The organism is Pseudomonas sp. PDM18 (genome assembly GCF_014852585.1).
Taxonomy (GTDB): domain Bacteria; phylum Pseudomonadota; class Gammaproteobacteria; order Pseudomonadales; family Pseudomonadaceae; genus Pseudomonas.
On sequence record NZ_JACVBX010000002.1, the window covers coordinates 542670 to 569581 of the forward strand.

Consider the following 26912-nt stretch of genomic DNA (forward strand, 5'->3'; position numbering starts at 1 on the left):
GGAGCCTCCAAAGGATGGGTGGCTTGCCTGGGCTGTGAGTGAGGGGATGGCCGATGGTTCGGAAATTCCGCGCGAACGGTCGGCGCGCCGTCGCTCCTTCGGTTTGAACATCGGCCCGCCCCGTTACTCCTAGTGGTAAGTCCTCCCAGAAGAGACGCCGATGAATACCCACGTCACCCGGCACGCCGCGCCACGCGAGATATCCGCCCAGCGCACCGTCACCTGGCACCTGACGCTGTTCATCCTGATACTGATCGGGGCGCTGGGAGTAAGCGGCGCGGTGATGGGGCGCATTGCCTCGCTGCAGGACCAGATGGCTCGCGAGCAAACGCGCTTCTACGCTGGCAAGGCATTGCAGAACCGCATCGCCGCATCTGAATCGCTGATCCGCACCTACGCCTTCTGGAACGATGCCTACCGCTACCTCAATCCGCCGCTCAACACCGACTGGGCCTACCGCGAGGACAACGTCGGCCCGCTGCTGTACACCGCCAACGAGTACGAACTGGTCTGCGTACTCAACCAGGCGGGCGAGGAGTACGTGATGCTCGACGGCCAGCCGACTCGCAGTCACTGCGCCGGCGAGATGCCGGTGAACCTCGATGAACTGCGCGAAGCCGCCACGGAGGCCGCGCGGCATGATGCGGTGGTAACGCGTTACGTGACCCTGGGCGGTCAGCCAGCCATTGCCACCGCTGCGCTGGTCCGACCGACCCGAGCCGACCCGCCTCTGGACGGTCCGTTGATGATCTTCGTCGACCGGCTCACCCCCGCCAAACTTCAGAAAGTGGCGCGGGATTTCGGCCTGGCCGTACTGGAGGTACGCGCCGACGACGCGCGGATCAGCGACGGCAGTGCCGTCAGCCTGGGTAATTCGGGCTTCGAACTGAGCTGGCACACACCCACGCCCGGCAGCGACATGCTGCAGCGCCTGGCCGGCAGCTGGGCGGTGGTGGTACTGCTGCTGTTGGTTTTCCTGGTCTGGCTGGTTCGCGCCTCCATGGCCAATGCCCGGGTGGTGGATCATTACCAGCGCAGCCTGAAGGCCAGCAACCAGGCGCTGGAGACCAGCGAGCAGCGCTTCAAGGCAATCGCCGAGGCGAGTTCCGACTGGATCTGGGAAATCGACGAGAACTTCCGCCTTAGCTATCTTTCCGCGCGCTTCGAAACTCTCACCGGCTACCGCATCAACGACTGGCTGGGCCGACGCATTGACGATCTGATCACCTGCGACACGACGAGCCTGGTCGCCTGGCTGGAGAAAGTCCCCCAGCAAGGCCATTCCACCACCCTGACCTGCGGGTTCCGAGACGCCCACGGGCTGCGGCGCATCTGCAAGTTCACCGCCTCCGGGGCGGGCGGGCTCGGTTATCGCGGTACCAGCGCGGACATCACCCATGAGGTCGAGGCCCACGCGCGCATCCAGCACCTGTCGCTTCACGATGCCCTGACCGGGCTGCCCAACCGCGCCAAGCTCGCCAGCTTCATGGATGACCTGCTGGGCAGCGGTCGCGAGGAACAGCTGGCGGTGCTGATGCTAGACCTGGATCGCTTCAAACCCATCAACGACACGCTCGGCCACCCGGCGGGCGATGCCGTGCTGCAGATAGTTGCCGAGCGCCTGCGCGACTCGATTCGCGGCGAGGACCTGGTGGCGCGCCTGGGTGGCGACGAATTCGTCATCGTCGACAGTCAGTCCCAGGGGCGCGCTGACGCCGAGGCTTTCTGCCGGCGCCTGGTGGACATCATCAATCAGCCCATCGAATACAACGGCAACCTCCTGCACATCGGCACCAGCATCGGCATCGTGCTTTCGGGCGACGCCCATGGCGATGCCCAGAACCTGCTGCGCTGTGCGGACGTGGCGATGTACGAGGCCAAGACCGCCGGACGCAACGCCTGGCGCTTCTATTCCGAGCACATGGACCTGCAACTGAAGGCGCGCAAACGCAGCGAGACCGAACTGCGCGAAGCCCTTCGCGAGGGGCAGTTGGAGCTTTACTACCAGCCGCGCTACCGGGTTGGCGACCTCGCGATCGTCTCCGCCGAAGCGCTGCTGCGCTGGAATCACCCTGCGCGCGGGCTGGTGGGGCCGGATGAGTTCATCAAGCTGGCGGAAGAGAGTGACCTGATCGTCGATATCGGCGAGTGGGTCTTGCGCGAGGCTTGTCGCGAAGCCGCCGGCTGGCCCGAATCGATGCTGGTGTCGGTGAACATCTCGCCCAGTCAGTTCACCCACGCGGACATCGTCAGCCAGGTGAAGGGGGCGCTGGTGGATTCCGGGCTGGCTGCCGAACGGCTGGAGTTGGAGGTCACCGAGAACACCATGCTGGGCGACGTGGAAGGCGCGTTGCTGACCATGCAGGCGCTCAAGGAACTAGGGGTGAAGCTGAACATGGACGACTTCGGCACGGGTTACTCGTCCCTGGGCTACCTTCGCGCCTACCCGTTCGACAGCATCAAGATCGACCGCCGCTTCGTCGCCACCCTCGATACCACCGGCCGAGACCGCTCCATCGTCCAGGCCATCATCGGGCTGGGCAGGGCGCTGAACCTCGCCGTCACCGCCGAAGGGGTGGAAACCCAAGATCAGCTGCGCATCCTCGAAGACGAGCAATGCGGCGAAGTGCAAGGATTCCTGTTCAGCGAAGCGGTTGACCGGAAAAGCCTGGCTCGCCTGCTGGTGAAAACGCCGCCAGCGGCGGGTTAGGGCGCACAGTGTGGAAGGCACGGAAGATTGTATCGGCAGGATAAAAAAGGCCCCGTCGAAAAGGGACCAGGGGAAAATCTGGAAAGTGCCTTTACCCTGACAGCCTGCGCTGTCGCGCCAAGCAACTCGTGGCGATAGACCGTTTCAGTTGAGGGCATATGTTCCGTCAAGCTTGGCAATGCCTTGCCCGGAAATCAGCCCGCTCCGACCGGGCATTCTGCATCGAGCCAAACCCCTCATTCGGGCTTTCTGCTGCTAGCACCGTGCGATCACCCTGCCCACGAACGGCTCTGCGCCAGGCCTCTGGCCATCAATGCCAGACAGGCGCGGAACTTGCTGCATGATCGACTCCGAAAGCCCGCACTCGAAAAGGGAGAGCACGATATGCAAACACTCGACAGCAAGATGGTGCTGGTCCTCGAGGAAAGGCCCGAGCAACTCCAGCGACTGGAAGATCATCTGCTCGGCCAGGGGCATGCGGTGCTCAGCGCCCTCAGTGAAGAAGAAGCCATCGAACACCTGGTGTCGTCCTCGGTCATCGATCTGTTCCTGATCGACGAACAACTCACCGGGCCGTTGTCCGGAGCCGCGCTGATCGAAGCCTGCCTTCCGCTACGGCCGCGCATGCGCGTGCTGGTGCTCTCGCCCTGGGCGGAGAAAGGCGAGGAGGGCGCACCGTACCCCGTGCTGCCAAAGTCGGCGGACCTTGACGAACTGCAAGGCGCCATTCAGCGCACGTTGCTCAGCCCGCCCGTACAACCGTGGATGCTGAACTAGACTCTTGCGCCAAAGGCCGTCCGATCAGCGGAATGGCCGTCTTAACCGGGGAGGAAGCACCATGCATGCATACCTGATCCGCTATAGCCGCAACGGCCAACCCATGAGCACTGTGCTGCGACAGGAAAGCCTGAGTCGCGAGCAGGCACAGAAGTTCGTCCGTGCGCTGCATGGCCCGGTCGGGCGCGATTCGCGCTCGGATATCCAGGTGAGCGAGGTGCTCTGCACCCAGTGACCAGACTGTCGGCATGGCACTTCATGAAAAACGGCGCCGATCCTTCGGCGCCGTTTTCGTTATTGCGGAGAATCAACGATGTGCGGTGAGCCGGCGAGTGCCGATGCGCCTCGCCAACTCGGCGATCAGTGGCCGCCTTGGCTGCGCTGACCTCCCTTGCGGCCCGCGTCGGATGCGCGAGCCGGATCATTCTTGAAGTTGCCGCCACTGTGTTGACCGCCTTTTCTGCCGGCTTCGGAAGCACGCTGGGGGTCTTCTGCAAAGTTGCCTTTACCGCCTCTATGTTCGGCCATGAGAACTACTCCGTGGGCAATGTGCGTGGGAAATGTCCGTAAGAATTGGACAGGCGAATGTCGTGCACTCCCTTCATCCGAGACATATTGCGCAGGCGGGTTCGACCCTTTTTCAGAACGATCCGTCATGGCTCCGACGAAAAGCCGTTATATGTAAAGTCTTGCCGTCGGTCCGGGGTGGTTTATTGGCGATGCCGGAGAATTGCTGTTGCACTTGGTTCAAGCCGCTCAAATCCTTGACCTTTGCAGGTTCAGCAACGAACGCGGCGCCGGCGGTAGTGGCCAATGGCTGCGGTTTCATTCCTGGCGCAGCGGCGCAAGATGGGCGCAGAAATGCAGGAGAAGCTGATGAACCCGCCAAGCTGTCACGACGTCGCCGACCTCCTTCACAGGAGCTACCCACTGTTCGACTTCACCTGCGACCGCCAGGAAGACGGCCGTTATCTGATCAGTCTCCAGAGTCGCTACACCTCCACGCCACGAACCAACGTGATCGGTATTCACGGACGTGAGCTGCGCACGGATCGACAGGTGAGGGACCTTGGCATGGAACTGATCTGCGGTCTGATGTAAGGCTTTTCAGACGACCCTTTTGCGCAACCGGGCGATAAGCTTCTGCCGCTGCTCAGCGTCGGCTTCCCAGACCTTGCCGTCCAGGGCATGGCAGATCAGCCAGATTTCCTCGTTGTTGAGCATCACCGCGCCACCACCGGACTCCGCCCGGCGTTTGCGATATGCGGCCTGTTTCTCGGCGTTGGTCATGGCGCCTTCCTTGCGAGGCCGTCCTTTGCGCGGTGCTTCGAAGGCGTCGCGGGTGGCTCTGTCCTTGGCGTCTTTCATCGGGGTTCCTTGGTAGTAGAGTAACGCGTTACTGTTATTCATGCGGCCTTGTGGTAACGCGTTACTTATCATAGCTACCGCTGCAAGCCTCGCCAATCGTCGGCTGGCGCGATGAGCAAGGCAAAACCGGGCTATTCCTGCAATGCACACCCACAGGCACGCATTCACAAGGACGGGAGGCTGACGTGGAACGACTGCGAAAGGTACTGATGGCCTCGGCTTTCAACGAGACCTGCGTCGTTCAGGTGCTGCGTGAGGCTGCACTCAAGGCCAGCACTGCCGATACGGCAACCGCGCTGATGGCGGCCGCGCTGTTGCTGGAACACGACGCCGAAACCCTGCTTCACGCTGCCCACCGAATCGACCTTGTCCTGCACCATGCCCCTGCCGAAAGCGGCACGATCACCCTGGTCGTAATGGACTGAGCTGCTTGCCGATAGCCTGGCCAGCAGTCTCTTTGAACCACCGGCGCCGGCGCCCGGTCAGTGCTTGAAATACAGCTAGAACCCGGAGGCGCCATGCAGGACGAATCCCTGACAAAGCGTTACCACGTCAGCTTTGTGAGAGAGGGGCGGGAGTTCGAATTCGAAGCCGAGGACGACGCCATGAGCGAGGCGCGGGCGTGGAGCCATGTGGCGCGCCACCTGCACATCCCGACCCACGACCTGCGCGGGTTTCAGAAGCGTTACCACACCATCCGGCGCCACGTGGAAGCGCACAACGTACAGGACGTTTCCTTTCGCGCCATGGGCGCTGGCGACTAGGAAGCTGCCTCAGGCCTGCGCGCAGGCGAGACGTACGTCAGTGATGGTGATGCCGCAGGCGCACAGCCACGATTCAACCTCGGTGTTGGCGTGCAACGGTCGCGGCTGGTCGGGGAATTCACGAACATAGACGGAGAAGGCGATGGCCTTGATGTGAGGGATGGTTCGCGCTCGCATGAGCAGATGGCGGTCCTCGCCATTGAATCGATACTCGATCAGCCACTGCATGGTCGTTCTGCTTCCTTGGCAGAGCCGACCTGCAGTATGGGCTGTAAGAATAATAGCCCCAGATTATTCAGGGGCAATGCTGGCCATCGGCCGCCCGCTCTGGGTTGGGCCTCAAGCGGCGGCTTCGCTCGATTTCTCGCGCCCGGCGCGCCCGTCGAAGGCACCGCCGGTGAGCACGCCGTCGACCGTCACGCGCCCCTTGCCGGGCAGCAGCGGGAACACCAGCTCAGCGAAACGATAAGCCTCTTCCAGGTGCGGATAACCCGACAGCACGAAGCTGTCGACGCCCAGCGCGGCGTACTCCAGCAGCCGCTCGGCAACGGTCTGCGGGTCGCCCACCAGTGCGGTGCCGGCGCCACCGCGCACCAGGCCGACACCGGCCCAGAGGTTCGGCGCCACTTCCAGCTTGTTGCGATCACCGCCATGCAGCGCGGCCATACGCTGTTGGCCGACAGAATCCATCTTCGCGTAGTTGGACTGCGCGGCGCTGATGGTGGCGTCGTCCAGATGGCTGATCAGTTCGTCCGCGGCGGCCCAGGCTTTCTCGTTGGTCTCGCGGACGATGACATGCAGGCGCACGCCAAAACGCACCGTACGTCCCAGGCGCGCAGCGCGTTCGCGCACGTCGGCAATCTTCTCGGCCACGGCGGCGGGCGGCTCGCCCCAGGTCAGGTAGGCGTCCACGTGCTTGGCGGCCAGGTCGTGGGCTGCGGGGGAAGAACCGCCGAAGTACAGCGGCGGATAGGGCTTCTGTACGGGCGGGAAGAAGTTCTGCGCGCCGTTGACCTTCAGATGTGCGCCTGCGAAGTCCACGGTTTCACCTGTCAGCAGGCGTCGCCAAATGGTCAGGAATTCGTCGGAAGCGGCGTAGCGCTCGTCATGACTGAGGAAAACGCCGTCAGCCTCCAGTTCGGTACTGTCGCCACCTGGGACGACATTCAGCAGCAGGCGGCCACCACTGGCCTGGTCGAGGGTCGCCGCCTGGCGCGCCGAGGCGGTCGGGTTGCCCAGCGAAGTGCGCAGAGCCACCAGCAGCTTGATGCGTTGGGTCACCGGCACCAGGCTGGCGGCGGTCACCCACGGATCGAGGCAACTGCTGCCGGTTGGGATCAACAGGCCGTCATAGCCGAGTTGGTCGGCGGCGACTGCGATCTGCCGCATGTACTCGTTGGTGGCCGGGCGACCGCTGCTGGAATGCCCCAGATAGCGCGTGTCGCCGGAGGTTGGCAGGAACCAGAAAATATCGAGACTCATGGAGTGTCCTCGTTGCCATCGTCGAAATGGGGCGCTGCCCCGTCGGTGCACGCGTGGCAAGTCTTCATTGGAATTCGGGCCCGGCAGCCGTCTTTGTCGGTGCGCTTGGTCAGGCAGCAAGCAGAGGGCGGCATCATGGCGGGCACTGCTCTGCAGCAAGGCCTGTGCCAGAGCGGGAGACAGCAGTTTTCGGGCATCTGAAGGCAAGAAAGTATTTGCGCGGCAACAGCACTGTTGATTCGCTGTTGCTCGGCAAACATGTCGTGCTACGAAAAAGGCATTAGGTTATGCCTTCCGGCGATTTGTCCTGCGCGGCGCGACCGATCAGGATAGGCAATCGTGATTGAAAGCCCCCGTGGATCAAGGAACACAGCAAGCGATGAACGACGCCAACCGACTGAACGAGAATGGCCCAGTGAACTGGCAACTGGCGCAGATCGTCGAGGACCTGCGTGGCGCACGCAGTGAATGGCGCAGCCGAACGGGCCGGCACCCGGAGCAGGGCGGTCGCGAGCTGCCTTCGCGGCAGTCCGTCGAGGAAGTGGTGGAACGCCTGGCCAGCGCGCTGTTCCCTATGCGTCTAGGTCCCAACGATCTGCGTGAAGAGAGCGAGGACTTCTTCGTCGGCCACACCCTGGACGCCGCGCTCAATGCACTGCTGGTACAGGCCCGCCTGGAGTTGCGCTATAGCGCGCGGCAGCGCGGTGATGTGGTGGACAGCCGAATCGATGAACACGCGGTGGTGCTGGTTCGCGATTTCGCACGCGCGCTGCCGGAGATGCGCAGGCTGCTCGATGCCGACGTGCTTGCGGCGTACCAGGGCGACCCGGCTGCGCGCAGCGTGGACGAGGTCCTGCTGTGCTATCCGGGCGTGGTGGCGATCATTCACCACCGTCTTGCGCATCACCTTTACAACGCCGGTCTGCCGCTGCTGGCGCGGATCATCTCGGAGCTCGCGCACTCGGCGACTGGCATCGACATCCACCCAGGCGCGCAGATCGGCAGCAGTTTCTTCATCGACCATGGCACCGGCGTGGTGATCGGAGAAACCGCGATCATCGGTAAACAGGTACGCATCTATCAGGCGGTGACCCTGGGCGCGAAGCGCTTTACCTCCGACGAAACGGGCCAACTGCACAAGGGCGAGCCGCGTCACCCGATCGTCGAAGACGACGTGGTGATCTACGCTGGTGCCACCATTCTTGGCCGCGTGACCATCGGCAAGGGCTCGACCATTGGCGGCAATGTCTGGCTGACCCGCAGTGTTCCACCGGGCAGTCAGGTGAGCCAGGCCAGCCTGCAGCACGATGAGAGCCGCTGCGGAAAGGATTGATCAGCAACGCCTGCGGACACGCAAAGCGAAGCGGGGGAGTTGACAGCTCTCCCGTTCCTTCAGCAGTATCGGTCAGACATTTCACGCAACCTTATCTTGGATAAGAGAGCTTTCATGTTTTCCATCTTCAACCACTCGCTTTTCGCTTCGGGCTTCCTTGCCCGGGCCTGCGCGTGCGTTGTCGTTGCGAAGAAATCGAAGAAACAGTCGCTCATTTGACCGGGGCGCTGTCCCGTCAGATGGGCTGACAGGACACAAGGCGCAAGGTCGAACCTCCCTCCCGCTTGATTCCCGCACCCTCCCTGACGGCGACCCGACGGTCAGCCAACAGGAGTTTTTGCATGTCGAATTTTCGTGGGATCTGGGTGGCGCTGGTCACACCCTTTCGTGATGGCGCAGTCGATTACCCGGCGCTGCAGGGGGTGGTGGCGCAGCTGCTGGAACAGGGCGTCGCGGGCTTCGTGGTTTGCGGCACCACGGGCGAGGCTGCCGCGCTGAGCCATGAAGAGCAGCTCGAAGTGCTCGACGCCGTTTTGCAGTGGGTGCCCGCGCAGCAGGTGATCATGGGGCTGGCGGGCAACAATCAGCGTGAACTGCTTGCCTTCCTGCAGGACATCCAGCGCCGTCCGCTGGCGGGCGTGCTGGTGCCGGCGCCGTACTACATCCGACCGTCCCAGGCTGGGCTGGAAGCCTTTTTCCGCACCGTTGCCGACGCCGCCAGTGTCCCGGTCGTGCTCTACGACATCCCGTACCGCACTGGCGTGCGCATCGAGCGCGAGACGCTGCGCCGCATCGTGCGCCACCCGAACATCGTAGCGATCAAGGATTGCGCGGGGGATGTGGAAACGACCCTGGCGCTGATCGCCGACGGCCAGGTCGCGGTACTCACCGGGGAAGACCTGCAGATATTCACTAACCTCTGCCTGGGCGGTGCCGGGGCAATTTCGGCGTCATCCCACGTTCGCGCCGATCTCTATGTGCAGATGCACCGGGAGATGGGGCAGGGAGATGTGACCGCCGCGCGCCGCACTTTCTACCGACTCCTGCCGTGGATGCAGGCTGCTTTTGCCGAGCCGAATCCTGCGGCGGTGAAAGGCGCGCTGGCCCTGCAGGGTTTGATCGCCAATGAAGTACGAGAGCCGATGCAGGCGTGCACGCCGGCAATCCTGGAGCGCCTGAAGGTCGTTCTGGCGGATCTGGCCGACTAGGCGCTGCGGGGCTCCAGCGCGGAAACGTCCCATAACGCGTTACCTTAAATGATGTCGAGAAATGGTAACGCGTTACGCTGACTTCCATGATTTCATGCCGATATACGTCTGAAAGCCCCGTGCCATGGGTGCTTTGAGCCGTCAGGGCCGGGTAATGACGATCAGCAGGTTGTTTTCTCGGAACACGTCGGCACCCGGCGGAATCCAGGAGGGTGCCGCGCCCCCGGACTTGCCGGACAGATCCAGGACTATCCCGACCGGGCCTTTCTGTGAGCGCTCGGCCAGCCAGCGTCCGACAGCCTCCGAAGTGACCTTGCGATCCTCGGCGTCGGCATAGGACAGGCCGTACTGCAGCTCACCCTGCACATCGAGCAGCGTCACGTCGCTGCGATCGAGTCGCCACGCCAGTGCCGACGCGGCCACCAGTTCATTGCTCAGGAGACTCTTCGAGCCCTTCAGTTCGCTCAGATGCCGGGCGATGAACTGGTCGGGCATCTTGTTATCGACCACGGACAACGGCATCGCCGCCGGCAGCAGGGCGATCAGCACCCACAACCCCAGGGCCGGCGCGAACCAGTGCCGCGTCGGGCGCATCCATTGGGCGAAGCCACAGGCGGCCCATGCTGTGCAGACCAGCACTGCCAGCGTCAGCTGCAGAGGTTGGCCGATATAAATCGGATGCACGACCTGCACGATCAGCAGGCAGAGCAAGGCCAGGCAGCCCGTGACCAGGTTGAACAACCCGTTGCCGCTGAGTGCGAACACATCCCTTTGCCGCAGCTTGTCGACCAGGGTGTTGGCCATCAACAGGGCCAACGGCACGAAGCACGGCAGTATGTAGGTCGGCAGCTTGCCCTTGCTGAGGCTGAAGAACAGGAAAGGCATGGCAAACCAGAGGGAGAGGAAGGCACTGCGCCGCTCCTTTTTCTCGCGCCAGGCGCGCCGTAGGCTGGGCGCCACGAGCAGGGTCCAGGGCAGGGCACCAGCGAACAGCATCGGCACGAAGAACCAGAAGGGCGCGGCGTGCTGCGCCTTGGTGCCGGCGAAGCGGCGGATGTGTTCGTTCCAGAAGAAGAACTGCCAGAAATCCGCTTCGCGCTGATGCACCGCAAGCGCCCAGGGCAGGCTGAGCAAGACGGCCAGCAGAATTGCCAGCGGTCCGCCCTTGAGCAGTTCGCGCCAGCGCTGTTGCAGGATCGCGTAGGGCATCACCACGATTACCGGCAGCAGCCAGGCCAGGAAACCCTTGGTCATGAAGCCCATGGCGCAGGCCACGCCCAGCAGGCACCAGCCCGTCCAGCGCTCGCGCGGATTTTCGCCCTCCAGCGCATACCAGGCCGAGGCCAGGCTGAGCGTGATCCAGAGAGTGAGCTGGGGATCGATGTTGGCGTAACCCGCCTGTCCGGCGGCCAGGCCGTAACTCATATAGAGCAGGCACGCCGTCCAGGTTTTCCAGGGGTCGTTCCACAAGCGGCGGGCCAGCAGGGATATCAAGCCCAGGGTAGCGGCGGTTGTCGCGGCGGAGGCGATGCGAGCACCGAACAGGTTGTCGCCGAAGATCGCCTGGCCGATGGCTATCAGCCGATTCTGTTGAAAAAGTAGCTGCCCACCTACGTCGCCGGCAGAATTGCTCTGTCAGCGAGCGCGGGGGCGAACAGCATGATGGGACAGCTACCGAGTGGACAGCAGCGCCTGTTCTACTCGTTCAATCTGGAAGACCACGTTCCGTCCCAACACCTCTTGCGCAGCATCGACCAGTGCCTGGATCTCAGCGATCTGCGTGCCCACCTGGCCGACTTCTACAGCCCCATCGGACGCCCCTCGATCGATCCGGAGTTGATGGTGCGCATGCTGGTCGTTGGCTACTGCTACGGCATCCGTTCCGAGCGACGGCTGTGCGAAGAGGTGCATTTAAACCTGGCCTATCGCTGGTTCTGCCGGCTGGGTCTGGAAGACGAAGTACCCAATCACTCGACTTTCTCGAAGAATCGCCATGGCCGTTTTCGTGACAGTGGCCTATTCCGCTGGTTGTTCAATGAGGTGCTTCGGCGCTGCATGGCGGCCGGCCTGATCAAAGGCGAAGGCTTCGCTGTCGACGCCAGCATCATCAAGGCTGATGCCAGCCGGCAACGTGGGGTGGCGGGTGATGAGGTCGATTGGAGCGATCCAAAGCTCAGCAGCCGCGCCGTGCGTGAGTACCTCGAAGCCCTTGATCACGAGGCGCTGGCTGAAGCTCTTCCCAAGAAAATCTCTCTCACCGATCCTCAGTCCCGTTGGACTGCTGCACCAGGCGGCCCAGCCTTCTTTGCCTACTCCACGAATTACCTGATCGATACTGAGTACGGCGTGATCATGGATGTGGAGGCGACTCCGGCGCACCGTACCGCCGAAGTCGATTCGACCAGGATGATGGTCGAGCGTGTCGCAGCGCAGTTCGACCTCACGCCGGAACGCCTCATCGGGGACACCGCCTACGGCACTGCCCCGATGCTGGCCTGGCTGGTCGAAGAAAAGAACATCGAGCCGCATGTGCCGGTGTGGGACAAGACCGAGCGCAAGGACGACAGCCTCTCCAGTAACGACTTCCTCTGGAATCCGGAGGCCAATGAATACCGCTGCCCAGCCGGCAAACCGCTACGCAGTCAGTGGCGCGCCTTCACTCAGCAAAGGTCGCGCGTGACCAAGGCCAACACCATCATCTACCGCTCCAGCCAAACCGACTGCGCCACCTGTCCGTTGAAAGAAAAGTGCTGCCCCAACACACCGAATCGGAAGATCGTTCGCAGCATCCATGAGGCCGCCCGTGACGTAGCTCGACGCATCGCCAAGACACCGGAATACCTCGTCTCTCGCTGCGAACGAAAGAAGGTGGAGATGCTTTTCGCCCACCTCAAACGGATCATGAAACTCGACCGTTTACGACTGCGTGGCCTGACGGGAGCGACTGACGAATTCACCTTGGCCGCGACAGTGCAGAATCTGCGCCGCATGGCCAAGCTTTTGCCTCAAGGGCCACCGCTCACAGGCTAGTTACGCCTGCTGCGAGCAGAAACCCTCGAATTAACCCTCAAACCTGAGCCCGAACGCTCAGTGCAACGCCGAAAGGCAACTTGAAGTGGCTTGCAGCCACTTCGAAAGCGGGCTCAGTTGCCCGGCTGGCTGCCGCAGAACCGCCTTTTTCAACAGAATCGGCCGATTGCTGCCCCTGGCGAGAAGCCGCTACCGACCCACATCTGCCGTCATGCAATAGCGCCAGCTAATCTATCTGTCGCAAGCGTTGGCGCTTGGAAGGGCTATATTTGACCCACTCATCCTCAACTGCGACACGAAGGAAGGCTTGCCAGGCGAAGGCAGGCGAGGTGACTCCATGGGCTGTCCCCAGGTCTGCAGCGGCGCGACGCTGCAATGCAGTTTCGGTGTTGCTCCGTCGGTGCTCAACGTACTGCCGGTCAATCGCACCCTGACCGGCGGCATGCCGGCAGCCAACCTGCAGGATCACATCCCTCTGCTGAATATCTTGCCCTTCGATATGTGCTCCAGCCCAGCCAACCCGACGGTGGCCGCCGCTACTGCAGCCGCCCTCGGGGTACTGACGCCAATGCCCTGCATACCGGCCACCGCAGCGCCGTGGATACCTGGCGGTCCGCCTACGATGCTGCTGGGCGGCATGCCTGCGCTGGACGCCAACGGAACGCTAATGTGCACCTGGGGCGGGGCGATCAAGGTGGTGTTTCCCGGCCAGGTGCAGATGCTGATTCCCTGATTCGGATCAGGCCTCGCTGGCCTCGCCGCGGTTGCCCAGCCACCAGCGCAGTCGCGAAATGGGTTTGCCGTTTTCGTCCAGCGGGCGACCGTCCTCGGCATAGGCGCGTGGCTGATCCAGTGGCGCACCTTTCACGTAGCGTGCCTCCTGCGCCAGTTGGCCGTTGCCGTGGAAGCGGCGGAACGGGCCCTCCTGTACACCCTCGCGGTAGAAGGCCTGCTCGGCAAGCGTGCCGTCGGCGAGATAGCTACAGGCCTCGCCGTGCATCAGCCCGTCGTGGTAACCCACCTTGCGCTGCAGCCAGCCTTCGGCCGCAAAGAAGCGCGCCTCGCCCTGCAGGCGCCCGCGTACGTAGGGCAACTGCGCACTGACCTGGCCGTTGGGGTAGTAGAGCGTGCTGGTGCCGTGCAGTTCGCCGTCGCGGTAGTCCAGGCTGGCCTGCGGGCGCCCACGCTCGCTGATGCGCAGCGGGCCTTCCAGCCCGCCGTCCTGCAGGCGGCCCTGCAGGGTGCTGTCGCCGCGCTTGAGGTCGAGGGTTCCGCTGTTGGCCATGTCGTTGTCCTCAGTTGACCTTCACCAGGCCGCCCTTGAGGGTCAGCATGCCGCCGCCGTCCACCGTCTGCTCGGCGGCGGCTTTGTTGGTAAGGCTGACGCCAGCATCGTTGGTCAGGGTGGTGCCGGCCTTGTTGGTGAGCGAGGTGCCTGCCTGGTTGGTCAGGGTCGTGCCTGCCTTGCTGGTCACAGAAGTGCCGGCCTGGGCGGCGAGATCGGCGTCGGTCTTCAGCGTCAGGCTGCCGCCGCTCTGCAGGGTCAGGGTGCCGCTGACCTTGATGGTCAGGTTGCCGTCCACCGTCAGCTCGAAGTTGCCGCTCACCTGGTGGCTGTAGTTACCGCCAGTGCTGTGGGTCTGGTCGGCGCCGACCTTCACGGTGCGCGTGTCCTTCACGTCCAGCGTGTCGCTTCCGGTCTGGATGGTCACGCTGCGCTTGCCCTTTTCCAGGGTGATGGTTTCGTCGCCTTCCTTCACCGTACGGGTGCGGGCGTTCTGCACCGTGAGCGTCTCGTCGTGGCCGATGGTGGCGGTGCTGTCGTTGAGCACGTTCACCTTCATGTCCTTCTGCGCCTGCAGGAAGACTTCCTCGGCGTCCTTCTTGTCCTCGAAGCGCAGCTCGTTGAAGCCGCCGCCACCCTTGGAGGAATTGGTCTTGATGCCGGACTGGGTCTGGTTGTCCGGCAACGCATAGGGCAGGGCGTTGTCGCCGTTGTAGACGCAACCGGTGACCAGCGGACGGTCCGGGTCGCCATCGATGAAGGTGACGATAACCTCCTGGCCAATGCGCGGGATGAACTGCATGCCGAAGCCCTTGCCGCTCCAGGGCAGCACCACGCGCACCCAGCAGGACGAGGCCTCGTCGTTCTTGCCGTCGAGGTCCCAGGGGAACTGAATCTTGATGCGGCCGTACTGGTCGGTCCAGATTTCCTCGCCGGCCTTGCCCACCACCTTGGCGGTCTGGGTGTGCATGCGCGGCTTGGGCGTGGTGCGGGGAGGACGGTAGGCAGTGGACTTGGGGATGGCCTCGAAGCGATTGCGGTAATGCTCGTGGTCGGCCTCGTGGGTCACCGAGGTCAGCACCCAGTCGATGTTCAGGCTGGCGTCGTCATGTCCGGTCAGGGTGAACCAGTGCCCCGGCACCAGCCAGCGGCAGTCGCTCTCGCCGATCAGCCGCTTCTCCTGGCTGCGCAGGCCGTCCACGCGCTGCTTGGTCAGCGCATCGCCCCGCGCCTTGGCGGTATAGCCCCCGGGGTGTTCGTATTGCGCGCGTGGCCCTGCTTCCGCCTGGGCCTGGGAATAGAGCGAAGTAGCGGGTGTGGTGAACTCATAGTCAGTAGCGCTGTAGGTCCCGGCCACCGCCTGCAGGCAGTACTGTGCCGAGCGAATGCCATGCAGTTCGCGTACGCCGATCTCCTGGCCCACGTACGCCACCTTCGGCCCGTTGGGGATGGGCGGGAAGGCGTCGTTGCTGTCCGCCAGCACCAGCGTGTGCTTGCCCTCTTCGTGGGTGAAGAACCAGAAGATGCCTTCCTCCTCCAGCAGCCGCGAGACGAAGGCGAAATCACTCTCGGCGTACTGCACGCAGTACTCGTGGGGCTCATAGCTGCCGGTCAGCGACAGCTTGAAGTCGGTGAAGCCATGGGCCTTGAATATCGTGGTGACGATGTCGCTGGTGGCGAGGTTCTGGAATACGCGGTTGTTGCTGGCCAGGGTCAGCCACCAGAGCCAGGGGCGGAGGACGAGCTGGTAGCGCTCGGCGGTGGCGTCGGCGGGGAGTTGGTGGATTGCGGCGACGAGGGCGTCGAGGGGGCGCTGCTGGTCGTCGTGGCGCAGGCTGGTGGTGATGTGGGAGGTTACGGCGCCGAATAGGCTGAGTGAGGTGCTGCTGATGCCCATTAGTTGTAAGTGGAAAAATTCATTCAACGCTTCCCGTCCTGTGACCATTTGCGGATAGAGGTCCGACAGCACCGACGCCTTGAATAGAAGGCTGGTGGTGGCATCAATGGGACTAGGCATGGCGTATCTCGATCAGTTGCTGAATTCGGAAAGGCCGAGCGTCGAGAGTCTGAACGAGTCGCTGTGTTCCATTGTAAGTTTCTTGCTCATATTGTGCTCTTGGAGGGAAAGTTATGAATTGCACGGTTTTATGATTTTTTAATCTTCAAATAGGTGCCAAAATCGCAGAGCCTTATGGTTTCTCCGATCAGGTCGTAGTTGAGGACCATTGCACGATTGGCGATGATTTCTTTGGCAAATGATTTGTGCGATTCGAATAGGTAGGAGATGTCAAATAAACAGATTATGTTGTCTCTTTCCTCTTTGGAAATGGCGGTTGTTATAGAGTATTCGAGTTGGCCTTCGGATGATTCGCTAAGTATGTCGATGTCATTATTCTCATCTTCGGAAAGCAAGTATTTCCCTACATATTCAGTTTTTAAATCTATGTAGCGATTGGGTGTGCTGCCCAGAGCGTTGCCAATGACCAAGTCGTAGGCGGCGTTCGCATTGGCCGGGCGTTGGCACTGGTAGCTGCAGTTTATTAGCATGGCTGTAGATATGCACTCTCGTCTGACCGTGTGTGCTTGGCTTTCATAGTCGCCGGGTAGAAAGCCGAAAAGTGCACACGCGTAAGTGAAACAGTTGTCGTTGATCATGACGTCAAAAGTTTGCGATTTGTCGAATATCACCTGTTTTACTGTCATGGCATGCCTTTGTCAGTGTGTTGTTGCTCTTGTGCGTGTGGTATTAGGGTGATGTCATGTAAAGATATCCAGGCGTGTCGTGAAAAACCACTTCATGAAGTGTTCGATCTGAAAAGCGGTTGTCGTCGCTTATTTTTTTCCGAATGAGCCTGGCCGTGGCGAATTCACTTCGTTTCCAGTCTGTCTGGGTTGAGTCGTCTACCTTGATATTTGCAAATTTTACTTTTGCAGTAGGGGTGTTTTGATTTACTGCTGTTGCCCAATTTCGATTTGCATAGCGCATGCATAGGTAATTTGAAATGAAGTGGTTTTCCCTTGGCTGAAAGCGAGGGTAGCTTATCAGGTGTCGCGTAATGTTATTCGGTGATCTAAAGCTGTTTGTGACGAGTCGCGTGTCCGGGTCGCGTGCGCCACCTCCATCAAGGGGGAAGCAGTCCACAAGAAATTGCCAAAGATTGATATTGTCCGTCTTTTTCATTGTCCAGTAATCGACAACCCTGGAGTAGAGGTCGTCGATAGGAGAGATTGTTTGTCCGTTGAGTCGCCTTGCTATAGCTAGCCACTGTATGCTGTGGCTGTGCTCGCCATGATCCGCCGATATACTGTCTTTCCAGAATAGCTTCCGTCGAATCAGATAGCCAATATAAGGGTCGCCGCCGGTCAACTTCACGCCGATGGGGACCGAGTTAAAGTCGGTATCCGCCGATAATCCTTGCTGAAAAGTGAAGTTGCAGGCTCGGGCGGTCATTCCCAGTGCCCTGGTAAATAGATTTCCTGGAGGGCAGTTGATGGGCTGATAGAATCGAGTGACCTGATTTGTGATGATCCGATAATTGGTCCAGAGCTCTTTTGAAAGTTCGTTGATGGCAGTGATAAAGGCATCTCGATTTTCGAGTAGATCATAGATGATGCCGTAGTCATGTCGGTCATTTTCCAGTTGTTGCTTGTTGACCAATATTTCGCGTGGCTGATCCTTTTTCTTCTCGGTGAGAAGGAAATTTAGTTCCTTGATGATGTCGTAGCCAGGCATGTCTATTCTCCTGTCTTGAATGTTCTTTTTCGCGCCGCGTTATTGGCTATTTTGATCTACTCCAACACCCACTCCGCCAACTTCCCTGTCACTTCCGCCATCAACACATTCTCGATATCCCGCGCTCCCGCTGAACTGCACTTTGCGAGCACTGCCTTGACGATTGCCTGGTCGAAATCGAATTGCTTGCCAGTCGCCGCCTTGTAGCGCTCGCGCAGTTTCTCCAGCTTGGCGACCACGATGCCTTCCAGCGTCGTTTCCTCCAGCGGCCGGTAGGGCACCACGGTCATGCGCGCGAGGAAGGCGGCGCGGAAGGCTTGCAGGAGCACCTTGCGCAGACGTTCGTCGAAGGTGGGCGTGGCGATCTGTTCGGGTGGGGTGTCCTGCAGCAGCTCGGCGCCGACGTTGCTGGTGGCGAGGATCACGGTGTTCTTGAAATCCACCACCAGGCCGGTGCCGTCTTCCATCACGCCCTTGTCGAAGACGTTGTAGAAGGCTTCCAGCACGTCCGGGTGGGCCTTTTCGATTTCGTCCAGCAGCACCACCGAGTAGGGGCGGCGGCGCACGGCTTCGGTGAGCACGCCGCCGGTGCCGTAGCCGACGTAGCCTGGCGGGGCGCCCTTGAGCTGGCTGACGGTGTGGGCTTCCTGGTACTCGGAAAGGTTGATGCTGATGAGGTTGCGCTCGCCGCCGTAGAGGGCGTCGGCCAGGGCGTAGGCGGTCTCGGTCTTGCCCACGCCGGTGGGGCCGAGCAGGAGGAACACGCCGACCGGCTTGGCCGGATCGGTGAGCCCGGCGCGGTAGGCCTGGATGCGTTGGGCGATGGTGCCCAGCGCGGCTTCCTGGCCCATCACCCGCTGGCCCATGCGCTGCGCCAGGGTGCGGATGGCGTGGGCTTCGTCGGCGAGCATCTTGCCCACCGGGATGCCGGTCCAGCCGGCGATTACTGCGGCGACGGTCTTCGAGTCGACCTGCTCGGGCACCAGCGGATCGTCCTCGCGGATGGCATCGAGGCCGGCTTCCAGGCGCGCCAGTTCGGCGGCCAGGTGGTCGATGCGGCCGTCGAGTTCCTCGTCGGGTTTGGCGGCGTCGGCGCTCTCGCTCAGGGTCAGCAGTTCGCGGCGTGATTGCAGCAGCTCGCGCACGGCTTCGCGCTCCTCGCCCCAGCGTTTTTCCAGGGCGCGGATGGCCGAAAGGTTGCCCACTGACTCCTGCTCCAGGCCGGTGATGCGCGCGCTGTGGTCCAGGCCGGTGGCCTGTTCGCGGCGCAGGCGTTGCAGCTCTTCCTCCACTGCCAATTCACGGTGGCGCAGGTTCTCCAGGGCCGGCGGCACGTCGTGCTGGGCCAGGGCGACGCGGGCGCAGGCGGTGTCCAGCACGCTGATGGCCTTGTCCGGCAACTGGCGGCCGGAGATGTAGCGGTGCGAGAGCTTCACCGCGTCCTGGATGGCCACGTCCAGTACCTGCACGCCGTGGTGCTGTTCGAGTTTGGCGGCGACGCCGCGCAGCATGTCAACGGCGGTGGCCTCGTCGGGCTCCTCGACCTGCACCAGCTGGAAGCGCCGGGCCAGTGCCGGGTCCTTCTCGAAATACTTCTTGTATTCGAGCCAGGTGGTGGCGGCCAGGGTACGCAGCTCGCCACGGGCCAGCGCCGGCTTCAGCAGGTTGGCGGCGTCGCTGCCGCCTTCCGAGCCGCCGGCGCCGATCAGGGTGTGGGCCTCGTCGATGAACAGGATGATCGGCTGCTCGCTGCTGCGCACCGCGTCGATCACACCTTTCAGACGCTGTTCGAATTCGCCCTTGACCCCGGCGCCGGCCTGCAGCAGACCGAGGTCGAGGACGCGCAGCACCACGCCTTGCAGGGGCGGCGGCACCTCGCCGGCGGCGATGCGCAGGGCCAGGCCTTCCACCACGGCGGTCTTGCCGACACCGGGTGCGCCGACCAGGATCGGGTTGTTCTGCCGGCGACGCAGGAGGATGTCCACGCATTGGCGGATCTCGCCGTCGCGCCCGACTATGGGGTCGATGCGCCCGGCGTGGGCGTCGGCGGTGATGTCCAGGGTGTACTGGTCGAGCACACTGTCCTGGACTGGTGCGCTGTTGGGTGCGGCCTTGGCCGGGGTGCGTGCGCCGGGGGGCTGCTCGCGGGAGCCTTCGGTCCACTCTAGGAGTTTCTCCCGCAGCGTCTCGTGGGGAATGCGCAGCAGCGACGAGGCGCTGTTGAGCAGCAGGGCGCGGCGCTCCTCGCGGTCGAGCAGGGCGAGCAGCAGCAGCCCGGAGCGGATCGCCGGCTGGCCGAGCACGCTGGCCTGCACCACTGCGTCTTCCAGCAGGCCGATGGTCTGCGGCGACAGCGCCGGGGTACGCGTGCTGCCGATGCGGAACAGCTCCAGCGCGGTGTTGATCTCGCCCACCAGTTGGTCGCGCTCGAGGCCGAAGCGTGGCAGCAGCCGGGAGAGATCGCCACCGTCGATGTCCAGCAGTTCCAGCAGCAGATGTTCGATCTCGACGTAGTGGTGGGTGCGTTGCAGGCAGCGCTGTGCGGCGCGCTCCAGGGCGCGGCGGGATTCGGGATTGAGGCGGCCGATCAGGCTGGCGAGGTCCATCAGGGCATCTCCGCGTGGCGCAGGGTCAGGTCGATGGGTTGTACGGCGCCGCCGCTGCGACGCAGGCCGGTGTTCCAGTTCAGTCTCGGGCCATTGCCACGTCCCAGGGCCAGCGGCCCGCTGGCGCGCACCAGCAGACGTAGCCGGCAGTCCAGGTCGGGGCCGAAGTACAATGCGCAGAGGTGGGCCAGCAGCGGATAGGCGATGCCGTCCGGGAAGAAGTGCCGAGCCGCGGCTTCGTCCAGCGGGCCGAGGCGCAGATGGAAACCGGCGTGTTCGTCCCACACACGGGTGCCGGCGATGGCGTTACGGCCAAGGCCCAGGTTGGCGCCGCCGCGTTGCAGCACGCTGCGGCGGGCCAGGGGAATCTCGCGCCAGGCGCCGGCATAGGCTTCGCACTCGGCGGGGAGGCCGAATTGCTCGCGGAGCATGGCGGCGAAGCCGGCCAGCGAGCGCCGACTGCCGGAGAAGTGCGCGCTGCGGGCGAGCACGCTGGCATCGGGCAGCGCACCGCGCTCATGCAGGCCTGCTGGCAGCAGGCCCACCAGGGCACGCAACGGGCGGCGCAGGGGCGCGGCGGCGGGGGGCTGGAAGCCCACGGCCAGCCGGTGCTTGCGCAATACCCGGTAGAGCAGGCTGAGCAGGCGGTGCTGGAACAGGTCGAGGAATTCGGCGGGCGCGTGATCCTTCTGCCGGGCGCGTTGCTGCAGCCATTCCTGGTAGGCGTAGGGCAGGGCGCCGTCGGCTCCGCCCAGGCCGAAGATGGAGGTGCTCAGCAGCGGCCGGCCGTCCTCGTCTTCCAGTGCGTCGATCTGGCTGGGGGCGAATACTGGCGTCAGCGGGCCGCGCAGGCGCAGCGCTTCGGCGTCCGGGCGGCTGCCGTGGCCCAGCGGCGTGGCCTGGGGCCGCTCATGCTCGAGCAGCAGCAGGGCCTGCAGCCACTCGAAGCGGTGCGGCTCGGCGCGCAGGCGCCGGCTCAGAGAGTGATGGGCTGGCCGGCCTGGGGTTGCCATCGGCAAATCTCCTGGTCCGATTGCACCAGCACCGTACGCACGAAGCGGTTGGCATTGGCGTAGAGCGAAAAGAACTGCGCGAGCACGGTGCCGAACAGCACCGCACTGGCACCGACGAAGGCCTGGCGTTCGAGGTGCACGCGAACTTCCAAGCCGTTGCGCCAACCGCGCCAGGCATCGCTGCCGACGTGGTCGACCACGCGCGCGCAGTCCAGCCGGACCAGCCCTTCGATCTGCCGGGCGGCCAGCTTGTCTTCGCTGAATTCGTGCAACGCGAGGATTTCCCGCAGGGCATCGAGGGCTTGCGGGCCTTCCACCAGCGACAGGTGATTGAGCGTGAGCTGCGAGACCAGCTGCCAGCGTGAAGGGCCATCCAGAGCTGGCTGGCATTGCCGGCTCGGTGCGCGCAGCAGGCTGGCGCGGGCCACCGGGCCGGGGCGCTCGAAGGCCAGCTCGGTGCCGGCCGGCAGGTACTCGGCCAGGCCGCGGTTGGTGCACAGCAGCTCCGCGCTGAGGCTGTACTGGGGCGTTTCTTCAAGGGGTTGCAGGCCGGCGTCTACCAGGGTCAGCAACAGGTCGCTGCCACGTCGGTTGGGAGTCATGCCCTCGACCCGCCGTGCGTGCCAGTAGAGGCCGAGCGCGCCGGGGCGGTGCTGGGTGCCGTGGTAGGGCGCGACCTCGACCACGCCAAGGGGGGTGCTGGCGCGCAGGGAACGGATGCTGTGGATCTCCACCGAGTTCTCGCGGTGGGCGTCGGCGATCAGGCGGTACTCGCTGCGCGTGCCGTCCGGCCGTAGCGGCTCGGAGGTGCGTGGGAACAGGTTGATCGCCGGTACGCAGCCCAACGCCAGGTCGCTGGCTTGCAGGGTCAGGCGGGCGGGCGCGGGGCGGTCGAAAAGGATGTAGAGGTAGAGCTGCTCGCCGCTGGCACGCAGGCCCTGGAGCGGCAGGTCGAAGAAGGCGAACTTGTCGGGGAAGGCGAAGTATTCGGCGAGCAGGCGCAAGCCGGGATGCACGCGCTCATCCTCCGGCAGCAGGGCCTGTTCGGCGACGAAGCCGACCCGTTGCGGCAGGCCGGGGAGGCGTTGCGGTTCGGCGCCCTCGGCCTCGGCGATGAGGCCGCAGGCATGGGCGCCGAGCAGGTCGTAGAGGGCGGCCTTGGCGATGGGGTTGGCGGCCAGGTGGATACGCAGGCTATCGATGTCCAGTGCAGCCCAGCCGTCCTTGTCGAGGCAGCGCAGGTCCAGTCGCAGGGCGCCACGCACGCCGGCGCTGCCGGTGGCGGCCTGGGCTTCCTCGGCGCCGAGCAGCACCGCTTCCTCGATGCGCAATGGCCACAGGGTGACTTCGTCGGTGGTGCGCCAGTGCAGGGTCTGGCCGCGAAGTTCTTCAGGCAGTTCGATGCGCTCCTGGCCCGGCACACTGACGAACAACGGGGTGCCGCGCGGCAGGTGGAAGCCGGCGCTCAGCTTGCCCTTGGCCGGGTCCGGCTCGAAGCGCACCACGGCGCAGGAGGGCAGGGGTCGCAGGGCAAGGGGATAGAGTTGCTCCAGCAGGGCGTCGCTGAACTGCGCGTAGTCGTCGTCCAGGCGTCTCTGCAGCCGTGCGGCAAGCAGGGCGAAGCCTTCCAGCAGACGCTCGACGTGGGGGTCGCCGCACTCACCGGGGCCCAGTTCCAACCGCCGTGCCACCTTGGGGTAGCGCGCCGCGAAACCGGCGCCGGCGTGGCGCAACCAGGTCAGTTCGCGCTGGTAGTAGTCCAGCAGTTCGGCATCAATCGAGTCGCTCATGGCGTACTTCCAGTGTTCCGCCAACGGGGATGAGTTCGAACAGCAATGGCGCGCGGTCGGCGCCCTGGCGCAGGTTGCCGAGCAGGCGCACGCGTAGGCGCTGCGGATGCTGCGGATCGGCGTCGACCACCACTTCGCTCAGCCCCAGGCGCGGCTCGAAGCGAGCAACCGCCCGGCGGATTTCCCGTGCCAGGTGCAGGCGGTCAGCCTCGCGGCGGGCCTGCAGGGCCGTCCAGTCGGCAATGCCGTAGGCCAGGATGCCAACACCGTTGCCGGCAGGGCTGCGGCTGTTGAGCAGGCGCGACAGTTCCTGCGCGACCGAAGCCGCCAGGGCGCGCTGGTCGAAGGCCGGTTCCGCCTCTCCGGCTTCGGAGAGGCGGTCCAGCAACGGTGGCCGTGCGATGCCGTGCAAGGCCGGGCTGCCTTAGCTGGCCAGCTTGTTGGCGGCCAGGTCCCAGGTCGACGCGGCGGTGCCTTCCTTGCTGCCGTCGTCCTTTTGCGCGGTGAGCTCCCATTTGATCTTGGTGAAGTTCAGCGACAGGGTTTCCACCGGCTTCCCACCGGCGCCACCGCTGACGCTGACGTTCGACAGCACGACGTTGTCCAGGGTGTAGGTAATGAACGGCATGATCTTGCCGTCGCCCTCGGCGGCGTTGCGGCCGATGGTCAGGGTGGCGGAGGGGATGGCCTTGCCGGAGCAGCAGTATTCGTTGAGCGTCGGGGTCGAGGTGTCGACGAACTTGGTCAGGGTGAATTCGCCGATGTGCGGCTTGCCGGAGGTGCGCTCCGAGTTGCTGACATCGTTGGTCACCTGCATGGCGACGTTGTGGCTGTACGACATGATTTCGATCTTGTTTTCGAAGCCGGCCAGCAGGCTGTCGCCCTTGATGTCGTCGCCCAGGTCGAGAAGTATCGCGTCCATGTTGGAAAACTCCGCAGCTTGAAAGAGGGGGATCAGGTGAAGGGGCCGCCCGAAAGGGCGGCCCCCTGGCTCAGGCGGCGACCGGCGGCGGCAGGCTGGCGACCAGGCGGATCGAGGCGGTCAGTTCCTCGAGCTGGAAGTGCGGGCGCAGGAACACCGTGGCACGGTAGACCCCGGGCTTGCCGGCGACCTCGCTGACATCCACGCGCGCCTCGCGCAGCGGGTACTGCGCCTTGATCTCCTGCGGGGCGTTGTCGTTGATCAGCACGTAGTCGGCGATCCAGTTGTTGAGGTAGGTCTGCACGTTGTCGCGGGTCATGAAGCTGCCCACTTTGTCGCGCATGATCACCTTCAGGTAGTGGGCGAAGCGCGAGGCCGCCAGCACATACGGCAGCATCGCCGAGAGCCGAGCGTTGGCGTTGGCCTCGTTGGTGTTGTACTGGCGCGGCTTGTTGGTCGACTGGCCGCCGAAGAACACGGCGAGGTCGGTGTTCTTCTTGTGGCACAGGGCGATGAAGCCCAGGTCGTTGAGTTCCTTCTCGCGGCGGTCGGTGATCGCCACTTCGGTCGGGCACTTGAGCGACAGGTCGCCCGCCTGGGTGCGGAAGGTATGAGCCGGCAGGCCTTCGACGGCGCCGCCGCCTTCGCTGCCGCGGATCGCCGCGCACCAGCCGTATTTGCTGAAGGCTTCAGTGATGCGCTGGGCCAGGACCCACGCCGCGTTGCCCCAGAGGTACTTGGCGTGGTCGGTGCCGTCCACGTCCTCGACGAAGTTCATGCCTTCCACCGGCAGGGTTTCCGGGCCGTAGGGCAGGCGCACCAGGAAGCGCGGCAGGGCCAGGGAGACGTAGCGCGAATCCTCGCTCTCGCGGAACGAGCGCCACTTGATCAGCTCCAGGCTCTCGAAGACCTTGCTCAGGTCACGCGGCACCGCCAGCTCGGTGAAGCTGCCCATGTCGAACAGGCGAGGGCTGGCCGCAGCGATGAAGGGCGCGTGGGCCGCGGCGGCGACGTTGGAGAGTTTTTCCAGCAGGGCGATGTCCTGCGGATGGCGGCCGAAGGAGTAGTCGCCTACCAGCAGGCTGAACGGGTGCCCGCCGAAGGTGCCGTATTCCTCTTCGTAGATCTTCTTGAACAGCGCGCTCTGGTCGAACTCGACGGCCTTCTCCAGGTCGTTCTGCAGGTCCTGCTGGCTGACGTTGAGCAGGCGCAGCTTGAGGCGCGAGCCGGTCTCGCTGTTCTGCACCAGCTGGTGCAGGCCGCGCCAGGAGGATTCAAGTTGCTGCAGCTCCGGATGGTGGAGGATCTGGTTGAGCTGGGCGCTGATCAGCTCATCGATTCGGCCGATGCGCTCGTTGATCATGGCCACGGTGTCCTTGCTGACGGCCATGCCTTCGTCGAGGACCTGGGTGGCGAACTCCGCGAGCATGTCGCGGGCGTATTCCTGCTGGCTGTCGTCGTGGGCCATGCGGCCGTCGGCAATGATGCGGTCAAGCAGGTCGAGGGTCTGGGTGTTGCCTTCGGCGCCTTGCGCCGCGGCGGAGCTGGGTTTGGCCATTGCTGTGCTCTCCTGGCGGCGGGATCAGGCTTGCGGTTCGGCAGGCGCTTCGCCTTCGTCGGCGGCGGCCTGGGCGGTGTCGTTGGCGGCACCGGCATCGGCGGTCACCGGATGGGTTGCGCGGATTTCCTGCAGGCCTTCGGTGTTGCTCACCACGTCCTGCAGCAGCTGGTCCAACTCATCATTTCCATCGAGCTTGGTGAGCAGGTCGCGCAGGCGCTGGCGAGCTTCGAACAGACGGCGAAGGGGCACGACCTGATTGACGATGCTGACCGGGTCGAAGTCGTCGATGTGCTTGAAGTTCAGCTCGACATTGAGCCGGCTTCCGTCGTTGCTCAGCGTGTTGTCGACCTGAAGCGCCACGCGCGGTCCGATGGACGAGAGCACGGCGTTGAAGTTATCGCGGTCAATCTCGGTGAAGCGGCGCTCGCCGAGCTTTGGAAGGGGAGTGACGGGCTTGCCGGAGAGGTCGGCGAGGATGCCTACGACCAGCGGCAGCTCCTTCTTCTCGATGGCGTTGCCGATTTCCACGTCGTAGGTGATCTGGACCCGAGGCGGACGCACTCGGTCCAGTTTGTGCTGCGTGCTTTCTGCCATGCTGGCGAACTCCACTGCGTAGGAGACGGGCACGCCGCAGCGGGGCTCGCTGTCGTCGCGCTCCTTGGCTGGACCACACGACAGGAAGGGGAAATGCGATACAGGCCTGTCCTTGGCGATCCCATCTGAACTCGTTTATCGACGAGCTAACCAAGCACGCTAGATCAGGTTGGTGAAAACGCAAATCCGAAACTAATCTCTGACAGTCATCCCACAAGGACGTTTCATGAAGTCGACGAAAGCCTGCCTCTGTGCTGTGCTCCTGGCAGTTCTCGGAGGCTGTTCCTGGTTCGGCCCGAAGGTCGATGTCGACCGTCTGACCCTCGATGTCGCGAGCAAGGCCAATGGCGATTCGCCCATCGCCGTGGACTTCGTCGCGGTACAGGATGCGGACCTGCTCAAGCTGCTCTCGGCGATGAGCGCCAAACAGTGGTTCAGCGACCGCGAACAATACCGCCGCGACTACCAGAAGCAGCTCTCGGTGTGGAGCCTCGAGCTGGTGCCCGGGCAGTTCATGGAGGCCAGGGACTTCCCCCTGGCCGGCAAGCCGGCTTCTGGACTTTTGGTCTTTGCCGGCTATAACACTCCCGGCGCCCATCGCATGCGCCTGGATCAGCAGCCCAACGTATGGCTGCGTTTCGACAGCAGGGAGATGCGCCTGCTGAGTGCCGAGGAGCACTGAACCACCGCCTTTCCAGGCGGGCCCATGACAATCCAGGACGTCGAAGGGGGAGTG

At 63.5% G+C, this 26912-nt stretch carries 27 protein-coding genes; 11 read left to right on the top strand and 16 right to left on the bottom strand.

Going from position 1 to position 26912, the window contains the following annotated elements:
* The first annotated feature begins 160 nt into the window (after positions 1-160).
* The 3 genes from IB274_RS29925 (at position 161) to IB274_RS07255 (ending at position 3722) form a co-directional block, all read left to right on the top strand.
* Positions 161-2710: an EAL domain-containing protein gene (locus IB274_RS29925; RefSeq protein WP_192431339.1), complete on the top strand. Its 2550-nt coding sequence runs from the start codon at positions 161-163 to the stop codon at positions 2708-2710.
* Between the two features lie 384 nt (positions 2711-3094).
* Positions 3095-3487, top strand: coding sequence for a response regulator (locus IB274_RS07250; protein WP_192431340.1), 393 nt, complete (start codon positions 3095-3097; stop codon positions 3485-3487).
* Positions 3488-3548: 61 nt separating this feature from the next.
* Positions 3549-3722, top strand: coding sequence for a hypothetical protein (locus IB274_RS07255; RefSeq protein WP_192431341.1), 174 nt, complete (start codon positions 3549-3551; stop codon positions 3720-3722).
* Positions 3723-3847: 125 nt separating this feature from the next.
* Here IB274_RS07255 and IB274_RS07260 read toward each other — a convergent pair whose 3' ends face one another.
* Positions 3848-4015: a general stress protein gene (locus IB274_RS07260; protein WP_192431342.1), complete on the bottom strand. Its 168-nt coding sequence runs from the start codon at positions 4013-4015 to the stop codon at positions 3848-3850.
* A 285-nt stretch (positions 4016-4300) separates the two neighbouring features.
* On the opposite strand from IB274_RS07260, the gene IB274_RS07265 reads away from it, so the two are divergent.
* Positions 4301-4588: a hypothetical protein gene (locus IB274_RS07265; RefSeq protein WP_192431343.1), complete on the top strand. Its 288-nt coding sequence runs from the start codon at positions 4301-4303 to the stop codon at positions 4586-4588.
* A 6-nt stretch (positions 4589-4594) separates the two neighbouring features.
* On the opposite strand, the gene IB274_RS07270 is transcribed toward IB274_RS07265, so the two are convergent.
* On the bottom strand, positions 4595-4855 hold the full coding sequence (locus tag IB274_RS07270; RefSeq protein WP_192431491.1) for a hypothetical protein: 261 nt from the start codon (positions 4853-4855) through the stop codon (positions 4595-4597).
* A gap of 185 nt (positions 4856-5040) precedes the next feature.
* On the opposite strand from IB274_RS07270, the gene IB274_RS07275 reads away from it, so the two are divergent.
* On the top strand, positions 5041-5280 hold the full coding sequence (locus IB274_RS07275) for a hypothetical protein (protein WP_192431344.1): 240 nt from the start codon (positions 5041-5043) through the stop codon (positions 5278-5280).
* Positions 5281-5373: 93 nt separating this feature from the next.
* Positions 5374-5619: a hypothetical protein gene (locus IB274_RS07280; protein WP_192431345.1), complete on the top strand. Its 246-nt coding sequence runs from the start codon at positions 5374-5376 to the stop codon at positions 5617-5619.
* Positions 5620-5628: 9 nt separating this feature from the next.
* Here the strand turns inward: IB274_RS07280 and IB274_RS07285 are convergent, their stop codons facing one another.
* Together IB274_RS07285 and ssuD are read right to left on the bottom strand one after the other, a co-directional pair.
* Positions 5629-5847 carry a hypothetical protein gene (locus IB274_RS07285; protein ID WP_192431346.1) on the bottom strand — a complete coding sequence of 73 codons (219 nt, stop codon included), beginning with the start codon at positions 5845-5847 and terminating at the stop codon, positions 5629-5631.
* A 111-nt stretch (positions 5848-5958) separates the two neighbouring features.
* Entirely contained in the window at positions 5959-7101 is a 1143-nt protein-coding gene (gene ssuD / locus IB274_RS07290; protein WP_192431347.1) for an FMNH2-dependent alkanesulfonate monooxygenase, read from the bottom strand.
* A gap of 379 nt (positions 7102-7480) precedes the next feature.
* Between ssuD and epsC the strand changes: the two genes are divergently transcribed.
* Both epsC and dapA read left to right on the top strand, forming a co-directional pair.
* On the top strand, positions 7481-8434 hold the full coding sequence (epsC, locus tag IB274_RS07295) for a serine O-acetyltransferase EpsC (protein ID WP_192431348.1): 954 nt from the start codon (positions 7481-7483) through the stop codon (positions 8432-8434).
* Positions 8435-8775: 341 nt separating this feature from the next.
* A complete protein-coding gene (gene dapA, locus IB274_RS07300) occupies positions 8776-9642 on the top strand; it encodes a 4-hydroxy-tetrahydrodipicolinate synthase (RefSeq protein ID WP_192431349.1) in 867 nt (288 codons plus the stop codon).
* A gap of 141 nt (positions 9643-9783) precedes the next feature.
* On the opposite strand, the gene arnT is transcribed toward dapA, so the two are convergent.
* A complete protein-coding gene (gene arnT, locus IB274_RS07305; RefSeq protein ID WP_192431482.1) occupies positions 9784-11223 on the bottom strand; it encodes a lipid IV(A) 4-amino-4-deoxy-L-arabinosyltransferase in 1440 nt (479 codons plus the stop codon).
* Between the two features lie 78 nt (positions 11224-11301).
* Here arnT and IB274_RS07310 point away from each other — a divergent pair, with 78 nt between their 5' ends.
* Both IB274_RS07310 and IB274_RS07315 read left to right on the top strand, forming a co-directional pair.
* Positions 11302-12672, top strand: a complete 1371-nt coding sequence (locus tag IB274_RS07310) for a transposase (protein ID WP_192431350.1) — start codon at positions 11302-11304, stop codon at positions 12670-12672.
* Between the two features lie 337 nt (positions 12673-13009).
* The gene (locus IB274_RS07315; protein ID WP_192431351.1) at positions 13010-13405 is read left to right on the top strand and encodes a DUF4280 domain-containing protein; all 396 of its coding nucleotides are present in this window, start codon (positions 13010-13012) and stop codon (positions 13403-13405) included.
* Positions 13406-13411: 6 nt separating this feature from the next.
* Here IB274_RS07315 and IB274_RS07320 read toward each other — a convergent pair whose 3' ends face one another.
* The 11 genes from IB274_RS07320 to tssB form a co-directional block, all read right to left on the bottom strand.
* Positions 13412-13957, bottom strand: coding sequence for a toxin-antitoxin system YwqK family antitoxin (locus IB274_RS07320; RefSeq protein ID WP_192431352.1), 546 nt, complete (start codon positions 13955-13957; stop codon positions 13412-13414).
* Between the two features lie 10 nt (positions 13958-13967).
* Positions 13968-15974, bottom strand: coding sequence for a type VI secretion system tip protein TssI/VgrG (tssI, locus tag IB274_RS07325; RefSeq protein ID WP_192431353.1), 2007 nt, complete (start codon positions 15972-15974; stop codon positions 13968-13970).
* A 128-nt stretch (positions 15975-16102) separates the two neighbouring features.
* On the bottom strand, positions 16103-16660 hold the full coding sequence (locus tag IB274_RS07330; RefSeq protein ID WP_192431354.1) for a hypothetical protein: 558 nt from the start codon (positions 16658-16660) through the stop codon (positions 16103-16105).
* 43 nt (positions 16661-16703) lie between these two features.
* On the bottom strand, positions 16704-17690 hold the full coding sequence (locus IB274_RS07335; RefSeq protein ID WP_192431355.1) for a LirA/MavJ family T4SS effector: 987 nt from the start codon (positions 17688-17690) through the stop codon (positions 16704-16706).
* A gap of 56 nt (positions 17691-17746) precedes the next feature.
* The gene (tssH, locus tag IB274_RS07340; protein ID WP_192431356.1) at positions 17747-20296 is read right to left on the bottom strand and encodes a type VI secretion system ATPase TssH; all 2550 of its coding nucleotides are present in this window, start codon (positions 20294-20296) and stop codon (positions 17747-17749) included.
* Complete coding sequence (gene tssG / locus IB274_RS07345; RefSeq protein WP_192431357.1) at positions 20296-21309, bottom strand: type VI secretion system baseplate subunit TssG; 1014 nt, start codon at positions 21307-21309, stop codon at positions 20296-20298. The genes tssH and tssG overlap by 1 nt, the downstream gene beginning before the upstream one ends.
* Entirely contained in the window at positions 21273-23099 is a 1827-nt protein-coding gene (tssF, locus tag IB274_RS07350; protein ID WP_192431358.1) for a type VI secretion system baseplate subunit TssF, read from the bottom strand. The genes tssG and tssF overlap by 37 nt, the downstream gene beginning before the upstream one ends.
* Positions 23083-23511, bottom strand: coding sequence for a type VI secretion system baseplate subunit TssE (tssE, locus tag IB274_RS07355; RefSeq protein WP_192431359.1), 429 nt, complete (start codon positions 23509-23511; stop codon positions 23083-23085). The genes tssF and tssE overlap by 17 nt, the downstream gene beginning before the upstream one ends.
* 12 nt (positions 23512-23523) lie before the next feature.
* Positions 23524-24021 (bottom strand): Hcp family type VI secretion system effector, encoded by a 498-nt coding sequence (locus tag IB274_RS07360; RefSeq protein WP_017518799.1) that lies wholly within the window; start codon positions 24019-24021, stop codon positions 23524-23526.
* A 70-nt stretch (positions 24022-24091) separates the two neighbouring features.
* A complete protein-coding gene (gene tssC, locus IB274_RS07365) occupies positions 24092-25579 on the bottom strand; it encodes a type VI secretion system contractile sheath large subunit (protein WP_192431360.1) in 1488 nt (495 codons plus the stop codon).
* Positions 25580-25603: 24 nt separating this feature from the next.
* Positions 25604-26176, bottom strand: coding sequence for a type VI secretion system contractile sheath small subunit (tssB, locus tag IB274_RS07370; protein WP_026079019.1), 573 nt, complete (start codon positions 26174-26176; stop codon positions 25604-25606).
* Positions 26177-26402: 226 nt separating this feature from the next.
* Between tssB and IB274_RS07375 the strand changes: the two genes are divergently transcribed.
* Positions 26403-26858 carry a type VI secretion protein gene (locus tag IB274_RS07375; protein ID WP_138214554.1) on the top strand — a complete coding sequence of 152 codons (456 nt, stop codon included), beginning with the start codon at positions 26403-26405 and terminating at the stop codon, positions 26856-26858.
* Positions 26859-26912: the final 54 nt, after the last annotated feature.

Coding starts and splice junctions, on each gene's coding strand:
- IB274_RS07280 (WP_192431345.1), top strand. CDS start 5,374: ATGCAGGACGAATCCCTGACAAAGCGTTACCACGTCAGCTTTGTGAGA.
- IB274_RS07315 (WP_192431351.1), top strand. CDS start 13,010: ATGGGCTGTCCCCAGGTCTGCAGCGGCGCGACGCTGCAATGCAGTTTC.
- tssF (WP_192431358.1), bottom strand. CDS start 23,099: ATGAGCGACTCGATTGATGCCGAACTGCTGGACTACTACCAGCGCGAA.
- IB274_RS07260 (WP_192431342.1), bottom strand. CDS start 4,015: ATGGCCGAACATAGAGGCGGTAAAGGCAACTTTGCAGAAGACCCCCAG.
- tssB (WP_026079019.1), bottom strand. CDS start 26,176: ATGGCAGAAAGCACGCAGCACAAACTGGACCGAGTGCGTCCGCCTCGG.
- tssH (WP_192431356.1), bottom strand. CDS start 20,296: ATGGACCTCGCCAGCCTGATCGGCCGCCTCAATCCCGAATCCCGCCGC.
- tssG (WP_192431357.1), bottom strand. CDS start 21,309: ATGGCAACCCCAGGCCGGCCAGCCCATCACTCTCTGAGCCGGCGCCTG.
- IB274_RS07335 (WP_192431355.1), bottom strand. CDS start 17,690: ATGCCTGGCTACGACATCATCAAGGAACTAAATTTCCTTCTCACCGAG.
- tssC (WP_192431360.1), bottom strand. CDS start 25,579: ATGGCCAAACCCAGCTCCGCCGCGGCGCAAGGCGCCGAAGGCAACACC.
- IB274_RS07320 (WP_192431352.1), bottom strand. CDS start 13,957: ATGGCCAACAGCGGAACCCTCGACCTCAAGCGCGGCGACAGCACCCTG.
- IB274_RS07285 (WP_192431346.1), bottom strand. CDS start 5,847: ATGCAGTGGCTGATCGAGTATCGATTCAATGGCGAGGACCGCCATCTG.
- IB274_RS07255 (WP_192431341.1), top strand. CDS start 3,549: ATGCATGCATACCTGATCCGCTATAGCCGCAACGGCCAACCCATGAGC.
- IB274_RS07330 (WP_192431354.1), bottom strand. CDS start 16,660: ATGACAGTAAAACAGGTGATATTCGACAAATCGCAAACTTTTGACGTC.
- IB274_RS07250 (WP_192431340.1), top strand. CDS start 3,095: ATGCAAACACTCGACAGCAAGATGGTGCTGGTCCTCGAGGAAAGGCCC.
- ssuD (WP_192431347.1), bottom strand. CDS start 7,101: ATGAGTCTCGATATTTTCTGGTTCCTGCCAACCTCCGGCGACACGCGC.
- tssI (WP_192431353.1), bottom strand. CDS start 15,974: ATGCCTAGTCCCATTGATGCCACCACCAGCCTTCTATTCAAGGCGTCG.
- dapA (WP_192431349.1), top strand. CDS start 8,776: ATGTCGAATTTTCGTGGGATCTGGGTGGCGCTGGTCACACCCTTTCGT.
- IB274_RS07270 (WP_192431491.1), bottom strand. CDS start 4,855: ATGAAAGACGCCAAGGACAGAGCCACCCGCGACGCCTTCGAAGCACCG.
- IB274_RS07375 (WP_138214554.1), top strand. CDS start 26,403: ATGAAGTCGACGAAAGCCTGCCTCTGTGCTGTGCTCCTGGCAGTTCTC.
- IB274_RS07310 (WP_192431350.1), top strand. CDS start 11,302: ATGATGGGACAGCTACCGAGTGGACAGCAGCGCCTGTTCTACTCGTTC.
- IB274_RS07265 (WP_192431343.1), top strand. CDS start 4,301: ATGGCTGCGGTTTCATTCCTGGCGCAGCGGCGCAAGATGGGCGCAGAA.
- IB274_RS07360 (WP_017518799.1), bottom strand. CDS start 24,021: ATGGACGCGATACTTCTCGACCTGGGCGACGACATCAAGGGCGACAGC.
- epsC (WP_192431348.1), top strand. CDS start 7,481: ATGAACGACGCCAACCGACTGAACGAGAATGGCCCAGTGAACTGGCAA.
- IB274_RS29925 (WP_192431339.1), top strand. CDS start 161: ATGAATACCCACGTCACCCGGCACGCCGCGCCACGCGAGATATCCGCC.